The following is a 23344-nucleotide window of genomic DNA, read 5'->3' as shown; positions in this document are numbered from 1 at the left end:
TTATTGTTGTTATGTGGCACGACTAAGGCGCCAAGTTAACGGATTTCCAGGCAAAACTGCAGTGCAGATTTCGCATGTCGCGGCACAGCCTAGCGACCTATTGTGATGGTGCCGTGCCACACGCACAAAAAAGAGCCCCGGCCGTGGCCGGGGCTCTTTCATTGCGGAGCGGATGTTACTTGTCTTCGCTGCGCTGGTGCTTGAAGAACACACCACTGTCACCGAACGCGGAGGCGATGAACGGCGAGGTTAGCTCCAGCTCGCCAACCTTCACCGCGCTGCTACGACGCTGTTGGGCGTAGCTGCGATTGGTGGACGGGATGATCGAGGTCTTGACCTCCATCGAGGTGGCATACACGTCATACAGCGTGGTACCGGCGTTGAGCGTCACCAGATCATTACGGAAGTCGTGCGCCGCGGTAGAGAACAGGCTGCGCACTTCTGCCCGTGGCACGAAGTAGACCTGGGTCGGTGCCTTGACCGACGAGACGCTCTGGCCGTCCTGCTTGATCTTGGCCAGATGATCGACCCGCAGCTGGGTCGGTTTCAGCGAGACCGCGGCGAACAGCACCTGCAGGCTGTCGACCAGCCCTGCATCAACGATCTGCGACAGCTCATTGGCGAAGAAGTTGTAGTTCTGCCCCTGACCAGTCCAGCTTTGCAGGGCCGCAACGTTGCGCGAAGGCTTGCCATCGACGAAGGCCTTCCACGACAGTCCCGGCTGGAAGCCGTTCTTGCCCGGCTCGGCGGCCAACGACAGGCGCAGCAAACCGTGGTCCGCGCCCTGGAACAGGCCGGTGTAGGGGTTGCCAGCCACAGGCTTGAACTTGACCTTGGCCATCACACCATGCTGATGCATGCCCTTGGTGTAATCGGCCGGCACTACGTCAACGTCCTCACGTACCTTCTTCCACAGGGTGTTGGCCAGCAGGGCCGAGGTGTTGGTGTCAGCCAGCGGCGGCAGCTGACCAGCGGCATACTGGCTACGCAGGGCGCCGTTGACCCACAGGTTGTCCTGCTTGGCCTTGGCCGGCCAGGTCTGGTAGTCGGCCGGGATGTTCAGACCCCAGGGCTTGAAGGCGTTCTCGACGCCGACCAGGCTGTCGACCAGTTCCGGATTGTGGCGTTTGAGCACGTCGACCATGGTGGTGTTCTCGACCCAGGCCAGACCCTCGGCGGTGTAGATCTCCGGGCGATAGTCCTTGGTGTAGAAGCGGTCGGTCATCAGGCGGCGCGAGGCGTTCATGATGAAGATCTGGAAGGCCGTCTCGCCGAAAGCGAAGCCATCCGGACGCACGGTCTCGGCCAGCATGCCGATAAGGGTGTCGATCTTCTCGATGTCGTTGCCGTAGATGCGCTTGAGGTTGGCCAGGGTGGCCGGGTCGGTGGTCAGATCCTCGAACTTGGTGATCGGATTGAGGCCGATCTCGCGGCGGAACTCGTTGTAGCGCGGTACGCCGCGCTCGCGATCACGCAACACGTCGATGGTCGCCAGGTCGATGTTGCCAACCAGCGGAATCGACAGGTTGCGCAGGAAGTTCGGGTAGTTGTTGAGGGTCAGCGAGCCCGGGTTGGTGATGCCGAAGGAGTACCACAGGCGCTGCGGATGCTCGCCGTTGAGCAGGCTCTCGGCATCGCGATCACGGGTGTTCTGCAGCGGCACACTGCGCGAGATGATATTGGAGCCGATGTCGTAGACATCGATCTTGTCGCGCATCAGCGGGTGCATGCGGTAGACCGCGACGAACTCCTCCGTGAGGGTGTAAGGCACGCCGTAGTTGTTCGGGTTGGTCGAGCCAACGATACCGGCCAGGGCATGGTCGATGGCCGAGCTGCCGGCCTGGCTGCCGTCGATGCCGAGGATGCGCAGGACGAAGGAGTTGGAGCTGGCCAGGTCCTCCTGCAGCATGCGCGCCTCTTCCTGATACTTGTCGCGGTTCGGGCCGGAGCCCAGCAGGCCCCACCAGTTGGCGTACATGGCACGCTCGGTGACCGGGTTGGCGATCACCGCCGGGGTCCATTCCACGGTGTGGATCTTGGCCATCAGTGCCGAGTTGACCAGACGCGCGCGGTCATACAGCCACTGGTCGTCCTTGTCCGGGTACTTCTGCTTGAGCATCGCCGCGATGGCGTTGTGTTCCTTGGTGAACAGCTGGTGCAGCATGCTCAGGCCGACCCACCAGTTCTCGTTGAAGCCGGTGATCGGCTTGCCACTGATGAAATCGGTCGGCAGGGTGCCATCCGGATTGATCTTCAGCTTGCCATCGACGAAGGCGCGGACCTTGTCGTTGGTGGCCTTGTTGCTGCCGTACAGCTGCGAACCGTCCCACCAGTGAGTGTTGTGGTTGCGGTAGGTGGCCGGCTTGCCGGCTTCGGCAGCGGTGCGGCTCGGGTCGGCCTGGGTGCGGCGCACGGAGAGGTTGCCAGAGCCGAGCACGTCGCCGGCCGGCAGCGGGACCTGGATCGGATTGGCTTCGGCGTTGGGGCCGTGGTCGACCCAGTCATGCACCATGAACTGGATCCAGGAAGCGGCAATGAAGTTGAGGCTGGGCGCCGGTTTGAACTCGCCGCGCGCCATCAGCACGTTACTCACTTCCCGCGGGTTGGGGCTGAGCAGGGTATCGGCTTCGGTTTCGCCGTGGGTCACGGCGGGGTTCACGTTGCGCCCGAAACGGCGGTAAACGGAGCCCTCGGCCGGGTTGGAAAGGATGTTGCAGGTGCCGTCCTCGGTGCGTGCGACCTGGCTGCGCGCGTCACAGGTGATGGTGGCGTTGGCGGCAGGCAGGTTGTCGACGTCGAACAGGTTTTCCTTGAACAGCACGTCGCGCTCGAGCGCGAGCGTGATAAGCCCAGCATAGATGCCCAGAGTGCCGAACTTGACCAAGCTCGGCCACGTGACCCAAACAGACATGGCGTAATCTCCCGATTCTTCTTGTACTAATAAGTGGGGCGCCGGTTTTCCGGCTGGCGGGAGATTAGGGATTGCTCGCCCCCCATCCACCCTCCTGCCGGAGGGGGATGGTCGAAATCAACTGCCGCGCTGCTGCATGGCGAGGATGGCCTCGGTGCGGCCGGAAAGGTTGAGCTTCGAGTAGATGTTCTTCAGGTGCCATTTGGTGGTGGACAGCGCAATGCCCGTGCTGGCGCTGATGTCCGTGTTGGACAGCCCGCGTAACAGGCAGGCGAAGATCTCCGCCTCCTTGTCGGTCAGCTGGCTCACCAGGCTGGCCAGTGGTGTCTCCTGCGGCCGGCTCTCGGCCAGGAAGAACTCCGCATAGGCCTCGCTGTAGGCCTCGGGCACTTGCAACCGGCCGGCGCGCAACAGCCCGAACACGGCCTCGGCGAAGCCGGGCGCCTCGTCGAACACCGAGCGGTTGATGTTGACGATGCCGAAGCGCTCGACCAGCTGCAGCAGTGCCTTGACCTGCTGCTCTTCGTGCAGCTGCGGCGCCTCCAGCACCAGCAGGTTGGCCTCCACCACCAGCGCCCGCGCCTTCATTTCGCTCTTGTGCAGCGACTGCGCCAGGACCTTGAGGATGCGACAGGCACGCGGTTGCGCGCCGCGCGCCACCAGCCAGTAGACCGCCGCCAGGCCGAGGCGCTCCCAGCACTCGTCGTAGGGCTGCACCCTCTCCCACTCGCCGGCGGCCAGCCTCTCTTCGATGCCCAGACGCTGGGCCAGGGCATCCAGCGCCGCCGGGCGACCGTCAAGAAAGGCCTGACGCATGCTTTCCTGTGCCACCTGGCTGGCAAAGCGCGCGTAGTTGCCGAGCTGCAGGATGCGCGACAGCTGCTCCAGCAGACGGCCGGCACGGCCCGCAGACTGGCGCCGATAGAGCAGGCGCGACAGGGTGATGTGCACCGTGGCGATGGTCTCGGTGGCCGAAGACGAGGTGACCATGGCCATCAGGTCCTCGCACAGCTGCTGGGCCGCGGCCAGCTGATTCTGCTCGTACAACGCCACCACCATGGCCGTGGCGCGATTGACCCAGGCCGGCGACGAGCGCTGAGTGCGCTGGTAGTCCAGACAGACCTCCTTGCGCGCGCAGGTCGGGCGCCCGGCGTTGCGATGGCACAGGGCAATGATCAGGTCGGCGTAGCTCTCCAGGAACAGCTGGCCGGTCTGCGCCAGCAGCGCCTTGGCCTCCAGCGCCAGGCCGATGGAGCGCTCCAGTCGGCCGTGCATCAGGTGGTGATAGGCAAGGATCGTCAGGTGCAGGGCCCGTGTATCGGAACTCACGCCCGCCTCCAGCAGCCCTGGCCAGCGGCCCTCCGGGTCGAAGGCCAGGTCGTGCTGGAACAGCTCCAGGTTGAGCGCCAGCACCTGCCGCCGTGGCTCCTCCAGCCCCTCCCGTCCGGCACTGTGCGTCGCCAGCTCGTCCAGGCAGTAACGCGCCTGATGGAAGCGCCGAGACAGGGTCAGGGCCAGAATCATCGGCACCAGCAGACGCGGACTCTCGCGCAGCTGCACCTCACTGAGCGGTTCAAGCCACTTCAGCACCTCGGCGAAATGCCCCGTGCGCACCCAGAGGTCACAGGCCTCCTCCAGCAGCGCCTGGAACAGCGCCGGCTCGCCGCAGCGCTGGGCATGCTGCAGGGCAGGCTCCAGCTCGCCACGCTGGCGGAACACCCGCGCGGCGCGCCCATGCAGTCCCGGGACCTCCAGCGGCTTGTGCAGGGACAGGCGCTTGGCCAGGAAATCATGCAGCAAGGCGTGGTAGCGATAGCAGCCAGGCTGCTCGGCCACCGGCAACATGAACAGTTCGCGGGCGGCGAGGTCCTCCAACAGCAGGGCCGAGCCGCTGCGCTCCAGCACGCGGTCGCAGAGCTCGCCATCGAAGCGCTCGAACAGGGCGCAACTGAGCAGGAAATCATGCATCTGCGGCGACAGGCGCTTGAGTACCACATGGCCGAAGTAATCGACGATCTCCGGCTGGCTGCCATTGAAGCGCTCCAGCGCGACGGTGCCGAAACGCGCATAGGCCAGCAGCGCCACCTTGACCCCGGCCATCCAGCCCTCGGTCATCCTCATCAGACCGTCGATGTAGTCGGCGCTGAGTTCGGGGCCACCCAGGTGGGCATTGAGCTGCTGGATCTGGGTCGGCGACAGGCGCAGGTCGTGCTGGTCAATGTGCAGCAGCTTGTTTTCCAGCTTCAGGCGACTGAGCGAGAAGCCCGGGTGGTTGCGCCCGGAGAGAATCACCCGCACAGGGCCCTGCAGCCGCTCCAGCATGGCCAGCAGCACGTCGAGAATGGTCGGCTGGTTGATGAACTGGAAGTCGTCCAGCACCACATAGAGGCGCGTGTCGATGCGGTTCAGCGCATCAGCCAGGTACTCGCCCACCACCCCGGGCGCCTGATACAACTCGGCGGCGAAGGGGTTGAACCAGGACACGTCGAAATCCTCGACCTGGGCGCGGATGGCTTCGGCGAGGTGACGAAAGAAGCGCACCGGCTCGTTGTCACGCGCCTGCAGCGGGTAATGCACCACACTGCCGGGTGAGCGAGAAGCCTGCCAATGCGCCAGCAGGGTCGACTTGCCGGAGCCAGCCGGCGCTAGCAGTACGGTCAGGGGAAACTGCTCGCAGTGACGGAGCAGCTCCAGCAGCTCTTCGCGGGCAAAGCCGGGCGGTGCCAGGAGCGGTTTGCGATCGTCCATTGCATGATCCTGTCAGGCTTATTTTTATTGTTGAACGGCAGGTATCTGGCGACCGATGATAACGGCTCGCCGAGGGGAAGTTTCGAAATGTTTCACGCTTCTGGCAGCGGCCAAGGGTGCATCAGCACGCAGATCATCACATGGGCGCGCCATGCAACCAGCAATTGCGGTATGGTTGGCGGCGCCCGCTGAATGCGGGACTGACCGATGCGAGCCAGCAGAGCTCACACGCACATAAGAAGGACACCGGGGGATAGATGCATTGAGCGCAACCAGCACCCGCCTGCCCGCCTGGCTACAACGCCACGGCGTGACAGCACTCTGCCTGTTGGTGGTGCTGCTGATCACCCTCAGTCTGACCCGCCAGAGCGTCGACCTCCTGCGTCTGCTGCGCAGCAGCGCCGCCACGACCGAGCCTGCGGCCGCCCTGGAGCAGCGCCAGGCACCCTCGCTGACGCGCCTGCAGTACCTGTTCGGCACCCCGGCACTGCCTCCGGGCAGCGCACAGAACGCCCCTCCGACCAAGCAGCAGATGACCCTGCTGGCCAGCTTCGTCAACCCGGATGCACAGCGCTCGACGGCCATCATCCAGATTGCCGGCGACAAGCCCAAGCGCGTCGGCGTGGGTGACGAAATCAATTCCAGCACCCGCCTGCATGCGGTGCACAAGGACCACGTGGTACTGGATCGTGGTGGCCGCGAAGAGAGCCTGCACTTCCCCGCCATCCGCCAGCCCTCGCTGATGTCCTCGACCTACAACCCGCAGGAACCGACCGCCCTGCAACTGGAACAACTGCAGGACGAGGACGTACAGGCCCTGCAGGAGCGCATACAGACCCTTCAACAACGCATGGAAGGCGAAGGCGATATGCCGCAGCCGGACGCGCCGGAAGCCGAATAGCCCATGACCGATCGCACATTCCTCTCGCCCAAACGCCTGACTCTCGCCCTGCTGCTGGCCGCAGGCTGCCTCGGCGCCCCCTTGCCCGTGGCGCTCGCTGCCCAACCTGGTGCAGCGGTGACTCAGGGTGCCGAGACCTGGACCATCAACATGAAGGACGCCGACATTCGCGACTTCATCGACCAGGTGGCGGAGATCTCCGGCGAGACCTTCGTGGTCGACCCGCGCGTCAAAGGCCAGGTGACGGTGATCTCTAAGCATCCACTGGGCCTGGAAGAGGTCTACCAGCTGTTCCTCTCGGTCATGAGCACCCATGGCTTCAGCGTACTGGCCCAAGGTGACCAAGCGCGCATCGTACCGGTGACCGAGGCCCGCAGCGCCGCCAACAGCAGCGACAGTGCGCCGGATGACGTACAGACCGAGCTGATCCAGGTGCAGCACACCTCAGTCAACGAACTGATCCCGCTGATCCGCCCGCTGGTGCCACAGAACGGCCACCTGGCCGCCGTGGCCGCCTCCAATGCACTGATCATCAGTGATCGCCGCGCCAACATCGAACGCATCCGCCAGCTGATCAACGATCTCGACGCCCAGGGCGGCGGCGACTACAACGTGATCAACCTGCAACACGCCTGGGTACTGGACGCCGCCGAGGCCCTGAACAACGCGGTGATGCGCAACGAGCGCAAGGATGGCGCCGGCACCCGGGTGATCGCCGACGCGCGCACCAATCGCCTGATCATTCTCGGCCCGCCGGCCGCGCGCCAGCGCCTGGCCAACCTGGCACGCTCGCTCGACATCCCCAGCACCCGCTCGGCCAATGCCCGGGTGATCCGCCTGCGCCACAGTGATGCCAAAAGCCTGGCCGAAACCCTCGGCGACGTAGCTGAAGGGCTGAAGACGCCGGAAGGCGGTGAGGCCGCCAACAGCAAGCCGCAGAACATCCTCATCCGCGCCGATGAGAGCCTCAACGCCCTGGTCCTGCTGGCCGAGCCGGATACCGTGGCGACCCTGGAGGAAATCGTGCGCAACCTTGACGTACCGCGCGCCCAGGTGATGGTCGAGGCTGCCATCGTCGAGATCTCCGGCGATATCAGCGACGCCCTCGGTGTGCAGTGGGCGGTGGACGCCCGCGGCGACAGCGGCGGCCTGGGCGGAGTCAACTTCGGTAATACCGGCCTGTCGGTCGGCACCGTGCTGCGCGCCATCCAGGAAGACAAGATCCCCGACAACCTGACCCTGCCGGATGGTGCCATCATCGGCATCGGTACCGACAGCTTCGGCGCACTCATCACCGCCCTCTCCTCCAACAGCAAGAGCAACCTGCTGTCGACACCCAGCCTGCTGACCCTGGACAACCAGCAGGCAGAGATTCTGGTGGGCCAGAACGTGCCGTTCCAGACCGGCTCCTACACCACCGACGCCTCGGGCGCGAACAACCCCTTCACCACCATCGAGCGCGAAGACATCGGCGTGACCCTCAAGGTCACCCCGCATATCAACGACGGTGCCACCCTGCGTCTGGAGGTGGAACAGGAGATTTCCTCGATCGCCCCCAGCACGGGCGTCAACTCACAGGCGGTCGACCTGGTGACCAACAAGCGCTCGATCAAGAGCGTGATTCTCGCCGACGATGGCCAGGTCATCGTGCTCGGCGGCCTGATCCAGGACGACGTCACCAGTACCGACTCCAAGGTGCCACTGCTCGGTGACATCCCGGTGATCGGTCGCCTGTTCCGCTCGACCAAGGACACCCATATCAAGCGCAACCTGATGGTCTTCCTGCGCCCGACCGTGGTCCGCGACCGCGCCGGCATGGCCACCCTGTCGGGCAAGAAGTTCAACGACATCAGCGTGCTGGGCGCCGACGAGAACGGCAACAGCAGCCTGCCGGGCGATGCCGTGCGTCTGTTCGACAAACCCGGGGCAGCCGCCATCGACCTGCGCAAGGCCGAATAGCGAAGTTGCGGAATGAAAAACGCCGCTCGAAGAGCGGCGTTTTCGTTTTACAGCGCGGCCAATCCGCGGGCCAGGTCGGCCTTGAGATCCGCGACATCCTCCAGACCCACGGCAACGCGGATCAGATTGTCGCGGATGCCGGCGTTCGCCCGTTCCTGCGGCGACAGGCGACCGTGGGACGTGGTCGCCGGGTGGGCGATGGTGGTCTTGGTGTCACCCAGGTTGGTGGTGATCGAAATGACCTTCGTGGCGTCGATAAAGCGCCACGCCGCTTCCTTGCCGCCCTTGACCTCGAAGCTGACCACAGCGCCGAAGGCACTCTGCTGCCGCTTGGCCAGCTCATGCTGAGGGTGGCTGGGCAGCCCGGCGTAGTAGACCTTGTCGATGCCCGGCTGGGTCTCCAGCCACTGTGCCAGTGCCAGCGCACTGGCGCTGTGGGCCTGCATGCGCACGCGCAGGGTTTCCAGGCCCTTGAGGAACATCCAGGCATTGAACGGGCTGAGGGTCGGGCCAGCGGTCCGCAGGAAACCCACCACCGCCTCCATCTCGGCCTTGCGCCCGGCAACCACACCGCCAAGGCCACGCCCTTGGCCATCGATGTACTTGGTCGCCGAGTGCATGATGATGTCCGCACCGAGCTTCAGCGGCTGCTGCAGCGCCGGCGTGCAGAAGCAGTTGTCGACCACCAGCAGCGCCTTGTGGGCATGGGCGATCTCGGCCAGGGCGGCGATGTCCACCAACTCGGCCAGCGGGTTGGACGGCGATTCCACGAACAGCAGCTTGGTGTTGGGCTTGAACGCCGCTTCCCAGGCTGACAGATCGGCCAGCGGCGGGTAATCCACCTCGATGCCGAAGCGCTTGAGGTACTTCTCGAACAGGCTGATGGTCGAGCCGAATACGCTGCGCGATACCAGCACGTGGTCGCCGGCGCTGCACTGGCTCATCACGATGGCCAGGATCGCAGCCATGCCGGACGCGGTGGCCACCGCCTGCTCGGCGCCTTCCAGGGCGGCGATGCGCTCCTCGAAGGCCCGCACGGTCGGGTTGGTGTAGCGCGAGTAGACGTTGCCCGGCTGCTCGCCAGCGAAACGCGCGGCGGCGTCGGCGGCGCTACGGAACACATAGCTGGAGGTGAGGAACATGGCTTCGCCATGCTCACCCTCCGGCGTGCGATGCTGGCCGGCGCGCACCGCCAGGGTGTCGAAGCCGACGCCTTCAAGGTCGCTGTCCAGCCGTCCCGCTTCCCACTCCAGACTCATTGTGCAGCCCTCAGTCGTTGTGCAGGTCGATGATGGCGCTGGCGGTGTGCACCTTGACCTTGGCGGCGTCGTTGCGGGCCTGCTCGATCTTGTTCAGGTAGGCCTCGTTGACGTCACCGGTGACGTACTGCCCGTCGAACACCGCGCAATCGAAATGCTCGATCTTGACCTTACCGCCGCCGACGGCTTCCTTGAGATCATCCAGGTCCTGGTACACCAGCCAGTCCGCGCCGATCAGCTCGGCCACTTCCTCGGTGGTGCGGCCATGGGCGATCAGCTCGTGGGCACTCGGCATGTCGATGCCATACACGTTCGGGTAACGCACGGCCGGGGCCGCAGAGCAGAAGTAGACGTTCTTCGCCCCGGCTTCGCGGGCCATCTGGATGATCTGCTTGCAGGTGGTGCCGCGCACGATGGAGTCGTCCACCAGCATCACGTTCTTGCCGCGGAACTCCAGGTCGATGGCGTTGAGCTTCTGGCGTACCGATTTCTTGCGCGCCGCCTGACCCGGCATGATGAAGGTGCGACCGATATAGCGGTTCTTGACGAAGCCTTCGCGGAACTTCACGCCCAGCTGGTTGGCCAGCTCCAGGGCGGAGGTGCGGCTGGTGTCCGGGATCGGGATGACCACGTCGATATCATGGTCAGGACGCTCGCGCTGGATCTTTTCGGCCAGCTTCTCGCCCATGCGCAGGCGTGCCTTGTACACCGACACGCCGTCCATCAGGGAGTCCGGGCGGGCCAGGTAGACGTGCTCGAAGATGCACGGCGAGTACTGCGGGTTGGAGGCGCACTGGCGGGTATGCAGCTTGCCGTCCTCGGTGATGTACACCGCCTCGCCCGGCGCCAGGTCGCGGATCAGGCTGAAGCCGAGCACGTCGAGCGCGACGCTCTCGGAGGCGATCATGTACTCCACGCCCTCGTCGGTGTGACGCTGGCCGAAGACGATCGGGCGAATCGCATGCGGATCGCGGAAGCCGACGACGCCGTAGCCGGTGATCATCGCCACCACGGCATAGCCACCACGGCAGCGGGCATGCACGCCAGCGACGGCGGCAAACACGTCTTCCTCGGTCGGCTGTAGCTTGCCGCGCACCGCCAGCTCATGGGCGAACACGTTGAGCAGCACTTCCGAGTCGGAGTTGGTGTTGACGTGGCGCAGGTCGGACTCGTAGATCTCGCGCGACAGCTGCTCGACGTTGGTCAGGTTGCCGTTGTGCGCCAGGGTGATGCCGTACGGCGAGTTGACGTAGAACGGCTGCGCCTCTGCGGAACTGGAGCTGCCGGCGGTGGGATAGCGCACGTGGCCGATGCCGACGTGGCCCACCAGGCGCTGCATGTGGCGTTGCTGGAACACATCGCGCACCAGGCCGTTGTCCTTGCGCAGGAACAGACGCCCGTCGTGGCTGGTGACGATGCCGGCAGCGTCCTGGCCGCGATGCTGGAGCACGGTAAGGGCGTCATACAGGGACTGATTGACGTTGGACTTACCGACGATACCGACGATGCCGCACATGTGACGCAACCTCTGTGTTGTGAATCGGAAAACCTATGGGCGCTCGGGCAGCACGGGCTGCGTGAGCACGTCCTTGAACGGTAGTTCAGGCGTATCAGTGATGCCGCTGGCGAGCCACTGACTGGTCAGGTTGAGAATCAGGTTCTTCGACCAGTCCGCCACCATCAGAAAATGCGGCAGCAGGGTCGACTGCTGCCACCACTGATCCTGTTGCACCGGCGCCAGGCTCACCAGCCCCACCAGTACCACCACCAGCAGGGCCCCGCGCGCCGCGCCAAAGACCATGCCGAGAAAACGATCGGTGCCCGACAGGCCGGTTACCCGGATCAGCTCACCGATGAGGAAATTGATCAGCGCCCCGACCAGCAGGGTCACGATGAAGAGAATGGCGCACGCGGCGATGACGCGCATCGACGGCGTCTCGATGAAATCCGTCAGGTGCTGCGACAAAGCACCGCCGAACATCCAGGCGACCACGCCGGCGATGATCCAGGTCAGCAGCGACAGGGCCTCCTTGAAGAAGCCACGGCGCAAGCTGATCAGACTGGAGATGGCGATGATGGCGATGATCGCCCAATCGACCCAAGTGAATGCCACGTTGCTGCCTACAGACGGGAAAGGCGGCGAATTCTAACAGAGCGTGCCCGGCCGGGTAAGCCGGGGCGCCATACGGAGATCAGCCGTTTTCCGGCTGGAAGCGGACAACAAAGCCGTTGAGCTTCTGCTGGCGATTGAGCTGGTCGCGCAAACGATCGGCCTCGGCGCGCTCGATCACCGGCCCGACAAACACCCGGTTCATGCCGTCGAAGCTGCGGATATAGGCGTTGTAGCCCTTGCTGCGCAGGGTCTGCTGCAGCTTCTCGGCCCCGGCACGGCTGGACAGACTGGCCAGCTGCACCGACCAACTGACCGGCAAACTGTTGGCATCCAGGCCGCTGGCGGACTTCTCTTCGACTTTCTGCGGCGCCACCGCCTGCGGCTGCACGGGTTGCGGCACAGCAGCCGGCGGCACGACATCCGCCAGCGCTTCAGCGGGCGTCTGCGGCACCGGCTCCACCGGCGGCACTTCATCTTCGGCCACCGGTTCGGGCACGCTCACCGGTTCGAGTTCGATCTCCGGCATGACCGGGCGCTCGGGCATGGCGGGGGCATCCACGCTGACCTGGCGCAGCTCGTCCTCGCGGGAAAACAGCATGGGCAGGAAGATCACCGCCAGCGCTACCAGCACCAGCGCGCCGACTATCCGCTGCTTGAGCCCCTTATCCAGCACCGCCATCGCCTGCCTCCGCCTGTTGGCTGAGCCACTCCAGGGCTTCAGCCACGCAATAGAAAGATCCGAACACGAGAATCTCGTCATCCTCGCTCGCCCGGCCACACTGTACCAGCAATGCCTCGGCGACGCTGGAGCAGGCATGCACCTCGGCACCCAGGTTGCGCAATGCAGCCTCCAGCTCAGAGGCAGATCGGGTACGCGGACTGTCCAGCGGCGTCACGGCCCAAGCCTGGATATCGACCTGCAGCGGCGCCAGTACACCGGTCAGGTCCTTGTCCGCCAGCAAGCCAAACACCGCCAGCCGTCGCCCCTTGAGCGGGCGCGCCGCCAGGCGCGACGCGAGATATTCGGCGGCATGCGGGTTGTGACCGACATCGAGCAGCAGACTCAATGACTTGCCTTGCCAGTTCAGCTGACGCCGCTCCAGGCGCCCGCTCACCCGCGTGGCGCCCAGCGCACGCGCCAGGCGCTCGGGCTGCCAGGCCATATCCAGCGCGGCATAGGCCTGCAGGGCCAGTGCGGCATTCTCCATCGGCAGGTCGAGCAGCGGCAGATCATGCAGCTCCAGTACCCGCCCGTCGGCAGTCAGGCCGCGCCAGTGCCAGCCTCTCTCGCCCACTGCCAGGTCATAATCGCGACCACGTAGAAACAGCGGGCAATCCAGCTCGGCCACCTTCTGCAACAGTGGCAGCGGCGGATCGAGGTCGCCACACAGCGCCGGCTTGCCCTGGCGCAGAATACCGGCTTTCTCGAAAGCCACCGATTCGCGGGTGTCACCCAGCCACTCGGCATGATCCAGGCCGATGCTGGTGACCAGCGCCAGGTCGGCATCGACCAGGTTGACCGCATCCAGCCGCCCGCCGAGACCGACCTCGAGCACCACGGCATCCAGGCTGGCACGCTCGAACAGCCAGAAGGCCGCCAGGGTGCCCATCTCGAAGTAGGTCAGGGATATTTCTTCACGCCCCGCTTCGACAGCGGCAAAGGCCGTGCACAGCTCGTCATCGGAGGCATCGCGGCCCTGCAACTGCACGCGCTCGTTGTAACGCAGCAGATGGGGCGAGCTGTATACGCCGACCCTGAGCCCCTGCTCGCGCAGCAACGAGGCCAGGAAAGCGCAGGTGGAACCCTTGCCGTTGGTGCCGGTAACGGTGATCACCAGCGGTGCCGGCTTACCCAGACCCAGCCGACGAGCCACCTCGCGCGAACGCTCCAGGCCCATGTCGATGGCACTGGGGTGCAGCTGCTCCAGGTAACTCAGCCAGTCGGCAAGGGATCGGCTCATGCAATGGCCGCAGGTGTCGGCAGATGCTGCAACTGCGCCAGCAGACGAGCCAGGCGCGGCCGCAGTTCACTGCGGTGGATGATCATGTCGATGGCGCCGTGCTCCAGCAGGAACTCGCTGCGCTGGAAACCTTCCGGCAGCTTCTCGCGCACGGTCTGCTCAATCACTCGCGGCCCGGCGAAACCAATCAGCGCACGCGGCTCGGCAACGATCACGTCACCGAGCATCGCCAGGCTGGCGGATACACCACCGTAGACCGGGTCGGTCAGCACGGAGATGAAAGGAATACCTTCTTCGCGCAAGCGCGCCAGCACTGCACTGGTCTTGGCCATCTGCATCAGCGAGATCAGCGCCTCCTGCATGCGCGCACCGCCGGAAGCGGCGAAACACACCAGCGGGCAGCGCTTTTCCAAGGCGACGTTGGCGGCACGCACGAAACGCTCGCCGACGATGGCGCCCATGGAGCCGCCCATGAAACTGAACTCGAAGGCGCAGGCCACAATAGGCATGCCCTGCAGCTTGCCGCTCATGGCAATCAGCGCATCCTTCTCGCCGGTCTCCTTCTGCGCGGCAGCCAGGCGATCCTTGTACTTCTTGCTGTCACGGAACTTCAGGCGGTCCACCGGCTCCAGCTCAGCCCCCAGCTCGTCGCGACCATCCTGATCGAGGAACAGATCGAGGCGCGCGCGCGCATCGATGCGCATGTGGTGGTTGCACTTGGGGCAGACGTCGAGGGTCTTTTCCAGTTCGGGGCGATAAAGCACAGCATCGCAGGACGGGCACTTGTGCCAGAGCCCTTCGGGGACCGAGCTCTTCTTGACCTCGGAACGCATGATCGAGGGGATCAGTTTTTCTCTCAGCCAGTTGCTCATGCTTACTCTCCGTAGCTGTTGCGGCGGGCCTTGCGGCGACCCGGGCGAATCTGATTCAGGCCCTCGGTGGCTGTCACCACCCTCGGGCAGGGGCACAATGGCTTATGGACGGCAGGCATCCGGCCGTCGTCACATCAGTTGCCACGTGCCGCGCGAATGAACGCGCCGATCTTCTCCACATCCTTAACGCCCTTGCTCGCCTCCACCCCACCGCTGACATCCACCGCGTAGGGGCGCACTCGGCTCACGGCTTCGGCCACGCTGTCCGGACGCAGGCCACCAGCCAGGATCAGCGGCTTGCTCAGCGCCTGAGGAATCAGAGACCAGTCGAACGCCTCGCCGGTTCCTCCGGGAACCCCCTCGACATAGGCGTCCAGCAGAATGCCCTGAGCACTGGGATAACGCGCCACCTGAGCGGCGATATCGTCACCGGCCTTGACCCGCAGTGCCTTGATATAGGGGCGCCCGAACGCCTCGCACTGCTGCACCGACTCATCGCCGTGGAACTGCAGCAGATCCAGCGGCACGCTGGCGAGGATGCGCTCCAGCTCATTGCGCTCGGCGTCGACGAACAGGCCAACGGTGGTCACGAAGGGTGGCAGCGCGGCGAGGATCGCGCGCGCCTGCTCGATATCCACCGCCCTCGGACTCTTGGCATAGAACACCAAACCGATGGCATCGGCACCCGCCGCAGCGACGGCCAAGGCATCCTCGACCCGGGTGATTCCGCAGATTTTGACGCGAACGGCAGTCAACGTGCAGGCACCTTCTGGAAAGTAAAATCTGATGTTAACAAAGCCACGAAGCAGTTTCAGCCGAAGCTTTGCGGCAGCGCGGAGAGAAAATGCGGCCCCAGATAACGCTGCGGCAGCTCGAACTCCGGCGGGTACTCCACCTGAACCAGATACAGACCGTAGGGATGGGCGGTGACGCCGCCGGCACGCCGATCACGTGCGGCCAGCACCTCGGCCACCCAGTCTGGCTCGCGCTCGCCGGCACCGATGGTCATCAGCACCCCGGCGAAGTTGCGCACCATATGATGAAGGAAGGCATTGGCGCGCACATCGATGACGATGAAGCGGCCGTGCTCAATCACCTCCAGGTGGTGCACCGTTTTCACCGGCGACTTGGCCTGGCACTGCACCGCACGGAACGAGGTGAAGTCGTGGGTGCCGACCAGGCGGGCGGCCGCCTCGCGCATGCGCGCCACGTCCAGTGGACGATGGTTCCAGGTGACCTCCTCGGCCATGTGCGCCGGGCGAATCGGATCGTTGTAGATCACGTAGCGATAGCGTCGGGCGAAGGCCTTGAAACGCGCATGGAACTCCGCCGGCATCACCTTGGCCCAGGTCACGCTGATATCAGGCGGCAGGTTGGCATTGCCGCCCATGATCCAGGCCTTGAGCGGACGCTCGACGCGGGTATCGAAGTGCACCACCTGGCCACTGGCATGTACGCCGGCATCGGTGCGCCCGGCGCACATCAGGCTGACCGGCTCGGCCGCGACCTGCGACAACGCCTTTTCCAGCGCCGCCTGCACCGAGGGCACACCGCTCTCCTGGCGCTGCCACCCACGATAACGTGCGCCCTTGTACTCGATACCCAGGGCAATTCTGGAAACGCCAGGGGCGGCCATTTCGGCCGCCCCTGGTGATGGTGCTTCAGACATGGATCAGCTCAGCTTGGAGATCAGCTCGCGCGCTTCCTGCTGCTGACCTTCGCTACCCTCGGCGATCACTTCGTCGAGGATGTCGCGGGCACCTTCGCTATCACCCATGTCGATGTAGGCACGGGCCAGGTCCAGCTTGGTAGCGGTCTCGTCGGTACCCGAGAGGAAGTCGAAGTCGTCGTCCATATCCAGACCTGCTGCGACGGGGGCGGCTTCGGGCTGCACAACCGGCAGTTCGTCAGCCAGACCGCTGCTCAGTTCGTTCAGCTCGGCGGATACCTCGTCAAGCTGTGCGGCGAAGCTGTCCTCAGCCGGGGTGGCGGGAGTCTCGTCGGCCAACGACAGATCGAAATCGGCCGGCATGTCCAGCTCGAGATCACTGCTTACGGCAGCCGGAGCGGCGGGCTCATCGTCCAGGCTGAGCATGAAGTCGTCTTCGACAGCAGCAGCCGGCTTGCTTTCGGCCTCCAGATCCAGGCTGAAATCAGCCAGATCGTCGCCGAGCGAAAGGCTGTCACCCCCCAGATCCAGGTCGAACTCCATGTCAGCCGTAGCGTTGCTGGCCGGAGCGGCAGGCGTATCAAAGTCCAGCCCCAGATCATCCAGAGTTGTTTCTGCAACAGCAGCGGGAGCTGCCGATTCGTCGCGTCCTACATCCAGATCATCCAGGCTCAGGTCGAAGGAGTCATCCAGATCGGCCGGCGCGGCGGCAGGCTTGGCAACCGGCTCATCGAGCGTCAGATCATCCAGGCTGAAGCTATCCAGATCGCTGTCGGCGGCAGCAACCGCGGCACCACCCGCAAAAGCAGCAGCAGCCATGGCCGGGTACTTGGCCTTCAGTTGATCGACAGCACCGGCGGAGCCGCCAATCTCGCGCAGCTCTTGCTCCTGACGGGCAAAGCCGTCGCGATCACCGAGCTCGGCGTAGACTTCCATCAGCTTGAGGCGCAGGTCACTGCGTTGCGGCTCGTCATTGAGCGCGTTCTGCAACAGCTCGGCGGCCTGGGTGAACTTGCCGTAGGCGATATAGATATCAGCCTCGCCCAGCGCATCGGCGGTCTGCGGAGCGACGCGCTCTTCAGCCTTGTCACGTACCTGGGTGTCGTCGGAGGCATCGTCCAGACCGGCAAAGCTGTCGTCCGGCAGATCCATCTCGCTGGCAAAGGAATCGCTGGACGATTCCGGAGCCAGGCTGTCCTGCAACTCTGCTTCCTTCATGGCGTTGCGGCGCGACAGCACCATCAGGCCGATGAGCAGGGCCAGCAGCGCACCACCGCCCACGGCACCAAGCAGCATGGGGTTGGCCTGCAACTCATCGAGCATGCTCTGCGGCTCGGGCTCCTTCACCACTGGAGCAACCGGCTTGGCCGGCTGCACAGGCTTGGCCGGCTGGGCTGGTTTTTCTGCAGCCGGGGCTACCGGCTTCTCGGCAGGCTTGACCGGCTCGCTTTTCACTGCCGGCTCTTCGTAATTGAAATCAGTAGCTGCCGGTTTCTCGGCCGGCTTCACTTCCGCCGGCTTGACCTCGGCAGGCTTGGCCTCGGTGACCGGCGCCGCTGGCTTGACTTCGGCAGCCGGAGTGGCCGACTGGGCCGGAGCGGCAGCCTTGCCCTGCTGAGCAAGATCGCTCTGCAGCTTGGCCAGCTGATTATCCTTGAGCTCGATCAGGCGCTGCAGCTTGTCCACCTGGCTCTGCAGGTCGGTCATGCGCCCTTTCAGCTCCTCGTTTTCACGACGAGTCGAGTCCAGGCTTTCCTTGGTAACCGCCAGCTGATCGTTGAGCGCCTTGCTGTCGCCCTTGCCCTTCTCGCTGCCAGCAGTGGACTTGCCGGAGTCGGCAGAGACCAGTTTCAGGCTGTCTTTGCTCTCGGCCTTGGCCGGTGCGGCACCCGCGCTGTCGCGCTTGGTGGCATCCAGCTGACGCGAGGTACTGGCCGCTACGCTACGCCCTTCGCGCCAGGCATTGTTCTGCTCGGTGACCTGGGCCAGGGCCTCGGCCTGACTACGACTCTTGATCTGCGCATCGGTGGGCAGACGCAGCACCTGGCCGCTCTTCAGGCGGTTGATATTGCCGCCAACAAAGGCATTCGGGTTGAGATCGAGAATCGCCAGCATGGCCTGATGTACGCTGCCGCTCTGGCGGCTGCTCTGGGCGATTTCCCACAGCGTGTCGCTGGAAGTGGTCTTGTACTGATCCCCCTCGATCTTGCTTGCCGCGACGGGAGCCGGCGCAGCTGGAGCTGCCGGGCGCACCGGAGCACTGGCCGAAGGAGTAACCGGGCGCGGGGTCGGCACAACGGTTTGCGGACGCGGTGCAGGAGCAGTTGCGACCGGCAGGCGCGGAGCGGTGCTAACCACAGGCGTCGGCGAGTACATCGGCGGATCGAGCAGCAGGGTGTACTCACGCAGCAAGCGGCCATTGGGCCACAGCACTTCGACCAGGAAGTTGACGTAAGGCTCGCGCACCGGCTTGGTAGAGGTGATGCGAATCACGCTCTTGCCGTTGGGCTTGATAACCGGCGTGAACTTGAGGTCGGTCAGGAAGTACTGACGATCGACGCCGGCCTTGTTGAACTCCTCGGGCGACGCCAGGCTGGGGATTACCTCGCCCTGAGCCAGGTCACGCACCTCGAGCAGCTCGATTTCCGCCACCAGCGGTTGGCTCAGCGAGGACTGCAGGTCGATTTCTCCCAGTCCCAGTGCATGTGCCGTACCGGAGGTCAGCGCGGAAGCAGCCGCAATTGCCAGCACCAGTTTGCGAACCCGAACCATAGCGTAATCCCTTGTTTTATCTTTTTTTCTCGTTGGACGAGAGGATTTGAAGTGCGCTGCCTGCACCCGCCCGAAAGCGACTCCCCGTCAGCGCACTACCAAAACAGTATTGCCAAGCTAGAATAATTCTTCAAATTTGGGGCTAAGTATCTTTTACAGATAGTGTTTTATCAACAACTCACCAATTTGCACAGCATTGAGCGCAGAGCCTTTTCGCACATTATCTGACGCAATCCACAAATTAAGCTCCGTTGGATCGTCCAGCCCCGCCCGCAGGCGCCCTACATACAACTCATCCTGCCCCACTGCATCGCCGACCACGGTCGGATAATCGCCGGTCTCGACCAGCTCAATAGCGGACTGCTGCGCCAACAAGGCAGCGACAGCCGGCACATCCACCGGCTTATCGGTCTGCAGACAGACCGCCAGGCTATCGCCAAAGAATACCGGCGCCAGACTGCAGCTGACCGAAACCTTGAGGCCCTCGATACCCAGCACCTGCTTCAGCTCTGTCGCTACCCGCCGTTCGAGTCGGGCATGACCGCCCTCCTCCAGCTCACCCACCTGGGCCAACAGGTTGAACGCCACCTGCCGATCCAACAGCTGTGGTTCCAGCGGGCGCATGTTGAGCAACTCGGTAGTCTGCCGGGCCAACTCGGCAATACCGGCACGCCCCAGAGTAGAAACCGCCAACGCGGCATTGAGGACGACCCGACGCAGACCGAGCTGATCGCGCAGCGGCCCCAGCACGGCAGCCAGAGCAGTGGCGGCCGGTGCCGGACTGCTCACTAGATAGGGCGCACGCAAATTCGCCAGCGCTTCGGCATTGGCCTCCGGAACGACCGGCAACGCCTGCGCCAGCGCACCACTCAGGTCGATCACCGTACAACCGGCCGCAACAGCCTTGTCGGCGTATTGCCGGCTGACTGCTTCACCAGCGGCGAAGAATGCCAGCCCCACTTGAGTGAAATCGAAGCCGGCAAGCTCGCGTACCCGCAGATTCTTGCCACGGAAGGGCACGGACTGCCCCGCGGAATCGCCGCCCGCCAAAAGGTGCAGGTTGCCAACCGGGAACTCGCGCTCCTCGAGCAGTTGCACCAGGGCCTCGCCAACGGTGCCGGTGGCGCCGATCACGGCGAGATCAACAGTCTTGGACATCGAGAAACCTCTAGATACACCTCATGGAGCGGCACTCTACCCGTACGGCCCGGAAAATAAAAAGGGCCGGTCTCGGACCGGCCCTTCTCAACCCACCTGAGCGATCAACGCTCCAGCAGGATGCGCAGCATGCGCCGCAGCGGCTCGGACGCCCCCCACAGCAGCTGGTCGCCGACAGTAAAGGCGCCGAGATACTGCGAGCCCATGTTGAGCTTGCGCAGACGGCCGATCGGCACGCTCAGGGTACCGGTGACGGCAGTCGGGCCGAGGTCGCGGATGCTGGCTTCGCGGGTGTTCGGCACCAGCTTGACCCAAGGGTTGTGCTGGCTGATCAGGCCTTCGATGTCGGCCAGCGGCACATCCTTGTTCAGCTTGATGGTCAGTGCCTGGCTGTGGCAGCGCATGGCGCCGATGCGTACGCAAAGGCCGTCCACCGGGATCGGGCTCTTGATGCGACCGAGGATCTTGTTGGTCTCGGCCTGGCCCTTCCACTCTTCACGGCTCTGACCGTTGGGCAGCTCCTTGTCGATGTAGGGAATCAGGCTGCCGGCCAGCGGCACACCGAAGTTGTCCACCGGGAAGGTTTCACCGCGCATGGTCTCGGCAACCTTGCGGTCGATGTCGAGGATGGCGCTGGCCGGGTTGGCCAGATCATCAGCCACGGCGCCGTGAATGGCGCCCATCTGCTTGATCAGCTCGCGCATGTTCTGTGCGCCGGCACCGGAAGCCGCCTGGTAGGTCATGGCGCTCATCCACTCGACCAGACCGGCTTCGTACAGGCCACCCAGGGCCATCAGCATCAGGCTGACGGTGCAGTTGCCGCCGATGTAGTTCTTGGTGCCGGCGTCCAGCGACTGGTCGATCACCTTGCGGTTCACCGGGTCCAGCACGATGACCGAGTCATCAGCCATGCGCAGGCTGGAGGCCGCGTCGATCCAATAGCCGTTCCAGCCGGCTTCGCGCAGCTTGGGGAAGACTTCGTTGGTGTAGTCGCCGCCCTGGCAGGTCAGGATAACATCGAGGCTCTTCAGTTCGTCGATGCTGTAGGCATCCTTCAGCGGGGCAATGTCCTTGCCCACGGCAGGCCCTTGGCCGCCGACATTGGAGGTGGTGAAGAACACCGGCTCGATCAGGTCGAAGTCACGCTCTTCCAGCATGCGCTGCATGAGCACGGAACCGACCATACCGCGCCAACCGATCAGACCTACACGTTTCATAACGACTACACCCTTGTTAACAGCCCGCCGCTACAGTCACGACGGGGCTGGAAAGATTACAGACTACGCAGCGCTTCGACTACCGCATCACCCATGCCGGCGGTGCCAACTTTGGTCTTGCCTTCCGACCAGATGTCGCCGGTGCGCAGGCCCTGATCCAGCACCTTGCTCACCGCCAGCTCGATGGCATCAGCGGCAGCGGACTGGTTGAAGCTGTAACGCAGCATCATGGACACCGAGAGGATGGTCGCCAGCGGGTTGGCGATGCCCTTGCCGGCGATGTCCGGTGCCGAACCATGGCACGGCTCGTACATGCCCTTGTTGTTGGCGTCCAGGGATGCCGACGGCAGCATGCCGATGGAGCCGGTGAGCATGGAGGCTTCGTCGGAGAGGATGTCGCCGAACATGTTGTCGGTGACCATCACGTCGAACTGCTTGGGCGCGCGGACCAGCTGCATGGCGGCGTTGTCGACATACATGTGTGACAGCTCGACCTCCGGATAATCCTTGGCCACTTCCTCGACCACGGCGCGCCACAGCTGGCTGGAGGCCAGCACGTTGGCCTTGTCCACCGAGCAGAGCTTCTTGTTGCGCACCATGGCCATGTCGAAGCCGACCTTGGCGATACGGCGGATTTCGCTCTCGCTGTACGGCAGGGTGTCGTAGGCCATGCGCTCGCCGTTTTCCAGCACCTTGCTCTCGCGCGGCTGGCCGAAGTAGATGCCGCCGGTCAGCTCACGGACGATGAGGATATCCAGGCCGGCCACCACTTCCGGCTTGAGGCTGGAGGCCTCGGCCAGTTGCGGGTAGAGAATGGCCGGACGCAGGTTGCCGAACAGGCCCAGCTGCGAGCGGATCTTAAGCAGGCCGCGCTCCGGGCGGATGGCCGGATCGATGGTGTCCCACTTCGGGCCACCCACGGCGCCGAGCAGCACGGCATCGGCGGCGCGGGCGCGCGCCAGGGTCTCGTCGGCCAGCGGCACGCCGTAGCGGTCGATGGCGGCGCCACCCAGATCATCGAAGGACAGCTCGAAACCGAGGTTGTACTTCTCATTGGCCAGGTTCAGCACCTTGACCGCCTCGGCCATGATTTCCGGGCCGATACCATCGCCCGGGAGAACCAGAATCTGCTTGCTCATGCTCAATCCTTATTACTTGATCGCGCCGAACAGCCAGGGGCTGCTCTGCTGGTGTTTGGCTTCGAAGGCCTTGATAGCTTCAGCGTCCTGCAGGGTCAGGCCGATGTCGTCCAGACCATTGAGCAGGCAGTGCTTGCGGAAGGCATCGATCTCGAAGCTGTAATGCACGCCATCCGGACGGGTCACGGTCTGCGCCGCCAGGTCCACGGTCAGCTGATAGCCCTCGATGGCCTCGGCCTGCTGGAACAGCGCATCGACCTCTTCATCCTTGAGGATGATCGGCAGCAGGCCGTTCTTGAAGCTGTTGTTGAAGAAGATGTCGGCAAAGCTCGGCGCGATCACGGTGCGGAAACCGTATTCGTCCAGTGCCCATGGCGCGTGCTCGCGGCTCGAACCGCAGCCGAAGTTCTCGCGGGCCAGCAGAACGCTGGCGCCCTGATAGCGCGGGAAGTTCAGCACGAAGTCCTTGTTCAGCGGACGGTTCGAACAGTCCTGATTCGGCTGCCCCACATCCAGATAGCGCCACTCGTCGAACAGGTTCGGGCCAAAGCCAGTGCGCTTGATGGATTTGAGGAACTGCTTGGGAATGATCTGGTCGGTGTCGACGTTGGCACGATCTAGCGGAGCCACCAGGCCAGTGTGTTGGGTAAAGGCTTTCATCATCT

Annotated in this window: 17 protein-coding genes; 2 read left to right on the top strand and 15 right to left on the bottom strand. The window is 64.2% G+C overall.

Translation table 11 applies throughout. The features are described from left to right. Positions 1-175: 175 nt before the first annotated feature. A complete protein-coding gene (locus ACOAPY_RS08655; RefSeq protein WP_465156194.1) occupies positions 176-2911 on the bottom strand; it encodes a peroxidase family protein in 2736 nt (911 codons plus the stop codon). A gap of 117 nt (positions 2912-3028) precedes the next feature. After that, positions 3029-5659, bottom strand: coding sequence for a LuxR C-terminal-related transcriptional regulator (locus ACOAPY_RS08650; protein ID WP_465156192.1), 2631 nt, complete (start codon positions 5657-5659; stop codon positions 3029-3031). Positions 5660-5921: 262 nt separating this feature from the next. Between ACOAPY_RS08650 and ACOAPY_RS08645 the strand changes: the two genes are divergently transcribed. Next, on the top strand, positions 5922-6560 hold the full coding sequence (locus ACOAPY_RS08645; protein ID WP_465156190.1) for a type II secretion system protein N: 639 nt from the start codon (positions 5922-5924) through the stop codon (positions 6558-6560). A gap of 3 nt (positions 6561-6563) precedes the next feature. After that, positions 6564-8519 (top strand): type II secretion system secretin GspD, encoded by a 1956-nt coding sequence (gene gspD, locus ACOAPY_RS08640; RefSeq protein ID WP_465156187.1) that lies wholly within the window; start codon positions 6564-6566, stop codon positions 8517-8519. 47 nt (positions 8520-8566) lie between these two features. Here gspD and ACOAPY_RS08635 read toward each other — a convergent pair whose 3' ends face one another. From ACOAPY_RS08635 to leuD, 13 genes are all read right to left on the bottom strand, one after another. Then, positions 8567-9778, bottom strand: a complete 1212-nt coding sequence (locus ACOAPY_RS08635; protein ID WP_465156185.1) for an O-succinylhomoserine sulfhydrylase — start codon at positions 9776-9778, stop codon at positions 8567-8569. A 10-nt stretch (positions 9779-9788) separates the two neighbouring features. After that, positions 9789-11294: an amidophosphoribosyltransferase gene (gene purF, locus ACOAPY_RS08630; RefSeq protein WP_076426008.1), complete on the bottom strand. Its 1506-nt coding sequence runs from the start codon at positions 11292-11294 to the stop codon at positions 9789-9791. A gap of 33 nt (positions 11295-11327) precedes the next feature. Then, positions 11328-11891 (bottom strand): CvpA family protein, encoded by a 564-nt coding sequence (locus tag ACOAPY_RS08625; RefSeq protein ID WP_465156183.1) that lies wholly within the window; start codon positions 11889-11891, stop codon positions 11328-11330. Between the two features lie 79 nt (positions 11892-11970). After that, positions 11971-12570 (bottom strand): SPOR domain-containing protein, encoded by a 600-nt coding sequence (locus ACOAPY_RS08620; protein ID WP_465156181.1) that lies wholly within the window; start codon positions 12568-12570, stop codon positions 11971-11973. Further along, entirely contained in the window at positions 12554-13852 is a 1299-nt protein-coding gene (gene folC / locus ACOAPY_RS08615) for a bifunctional tetrahydrofolate synthase/dihydrofolate synthase (RefSeq protein WP_465156179.1), read from the bottom strand. Before folC ends, ACOAPY_RS08620 begins: the two co-directional genes overlap by 17 nt. Continuing rightward, positions 13849-14724 (bottom strand): acetyl-CoA carboxylase, carboxyltransferase subunit beta, encoded by an 876-nt coding sequence (accD, locus tag ACOAPY_RS08610; protein ID WP_076578992.1) that lies wholly within the window; start codon positions 14722-14724, stop codon positions 13849-13851. Before accD ends, folC begins: the two co-directional genes overlap by 4 nt. Before the next feature lie 134 nt (positions 14725-14858). Next, positions 14859-15479 carry a phosphoribosylanthranilate isomerase gene (locus ACOAPY_RS08605; RefSeq protein ID WP_076578994.1) on the bottom strand — a complete coding sequence of 207 codons (621 nt, stop codon included), beginning with the start codon at positions 15477-15479 and terminating at the stop codon, positions 14859-14861. Between the two features lie 56 nt (positions 15480-15535). After that, positions 15536-16393: a tRNA pseudouridine(38-40) synthase TruA gene (truA, locus tag ACOAPY_RS08600; RefSeq protein WP_465156177.1), complete on the bottom strand. Its 858-nt coding sequence runs from the start codon at positions 16391-16393 to the stop codon at positions 15536-15538. A 3-nt stretch (positions 16394-16396) separates the two neighbouring features. Beyond that, positions 16397-19165: a FimV/HubP family polar landmark protein gene (locus tag ACOAPY_RS08595; RefSeq protein ID WP_465156176.1), complete on the bottom strand. Its 2769-nt coding sequence runs from the start codon at positions 19163-19165 to the stop codon at positions 16397-16399. 153 nt (positions 19166-19318) lie between these two features. Then, a complete protein-coding gene (locus tag ACOAPY_RS08590; protein WP_465156174.1) occupies positions 19319-20323 on the bottom strand; it encodes an aspartate-semialdehyde dehydrogenase in 1005 nt (334 codons plus the stop codon). Between the two features lie 104 nt (positions 20324-20427). After that, positions 20428-21540 carry an aspartate-semialdehyde dehydrogenase gene (asd, locus tag ACOAPY_RS08585; RefSeq protein ID WP_465156173.1) on the bottom strand — a complete coding sequence of 371 codons (1113 nt, stop codon included), beginning with the start codon at positions 21538-21540 and terminating at the stop codon, positions 20428-20430. 56 nt (positions 21541-21596) lie between these two features. Then, positions 21597-22679 (bottom strand): 3-isopropylmalate dehydrogenase, encoded by a 1083-nt coding sequence (gene leuB, locus ACOAPY_RS08580; RefSeq protein WP_465156171.1) that lies wholly within the window; start codon positions 22677-22679, stop codon positions 21597-21599. A gap of 12 nt (positions 22680-22691) precedes the next feature. After that, positions 22692-23339, bottom strand: coding sequence for a 3-isopropylmalate dehydratase small subunit (gene leuD, locus ACOAPY_RS08575; RefSeq protein WP_465156754.1), 648 nt, complete (start codon positions 23337-23339; stop codon positions 22692-22694). Positions 23340-23344: the final 5 nt, after the last annotated feature.

The organism is Pseudomonas stagnisoli (assembly GCF_048595745.1).
GTDB classification, from domain to species: Bacteria; Pseudomonadota; Gammaproteobacteria; order Pseudomonadales; family Pseudomonadaceae; genus Aquipseudomonas; species Aquipseudomonas alcaligenes_A.
Note: the sequence above shows the minus strand (reverse complement) of the source record. Positions and strands in the feature narration are given on the sequence as shown.

What these genes read in the sequence shown, in the direction of transcription:
- accD (WP_076578992.1), bottom strand. Translation starts at nt 14,724, where the DNA reads ATGAGCAACTGGCTGAGAGAAAAACTGATCCCCTCGATCATGCGTTCC.
- ACOAPY_RS08635 (WP_465156185.1), bottom strand. Translation starts at nt 9,778, where the DNA reads ATGAGTCTGGAGTGGGAAGCGGGACGGCTGGACAGCGACCTTGAAGGC.
- ACOAPY_RS08620 (WP_465156181.1), bottom strand. Translation starts at nt 12,570, where the DNA reads ATGGCGGTGCTGGATAAGGGGCTCAAGCAGCGGATAGTCGGCGCGCTG.
- ACOAPY_RS08595 (WP_465156176.1), bottom strand. Translation starts at nt 19,165, where the DNA reads ATGGTTCGGGTTCGCAAACTGGTGCTGGCAATTGCGGCTGCTTCCGCG.
- purF (WP_076426008.1), bottom strand. Translation starts at nt 11,294, where the DNA reads ATGTGCGGCATCGTCGGTATCGTCGGTAAGTCCAACGTCAATCAGTCC.
- folC (WP_465156179.1), bottom strand. Translation starts at nt 13,852, where the DNA reads ATGAGCCGATCCCTTGCCGACTGGCTGAGTTACCTGGAGCAGCTGCAC.
- asd (WP_465156173.1), bottom strand. Translation starts at nt 21,540, where the DNA reads ATGAAACGTGTAGGTCTGATCGGTTGGCGCGGTATGGTCGGTTCCGTG.
- ACOAPY_RS08650 (WP_465156192.1), bottom strand. Translation starts at nt 5,659, where the DNA reads ATGGACGATCGCAAACCGCTCCTGGCACCGCCCGGCTTTGCCCGCGAA.
- truA (WP_465156177.1), bottom strand. Translation starts at nt 16,393, where the DNA reads ATGTCTGAAGCACCATCACCAGGGGCGGCCGAAATGGCCGCCCCTGGC.
- gspD (WP_465156187.1), top strand. Translation starts at nt 6,564, where the DNA reads ATGACCGATCGCACATTCCTCTCGCCCAAACGCCTGACTCTCGCCCTG.
- leuB (WP_465156171.1), bottom strand. Translation starts at nt 22,679, where the DNA reads ATGAGCAAGCAGATTCTGGTTCTCCCGGGCGATGGTATCGGCCCGGAA.
- ACOAPY_RS08590 (WP_465156174.1), bottom strand. Translation starts at nt 20,323, where the DNA reads ATGTCCAAGACTGTTGATCTCGCCGTGATCGGCGCCACCGGCACCGTT.
- ACOAPY_RS08655 (WP_465156194.1), bottom strand. Translation starts at nt 2,911, where the DNA reads ATGTCTGTTTGGGTCACGTGGCCGAGCTTGGTCAAGTTCGGCACTCTG.
- leuD (WP_465156754.1), bottom strand. Translation starts at nt 23,339, where the DNA reads ATGAAAGCCTTTACCCAACACACTGGCCTGGTGGCTCCGCTAGATCGT.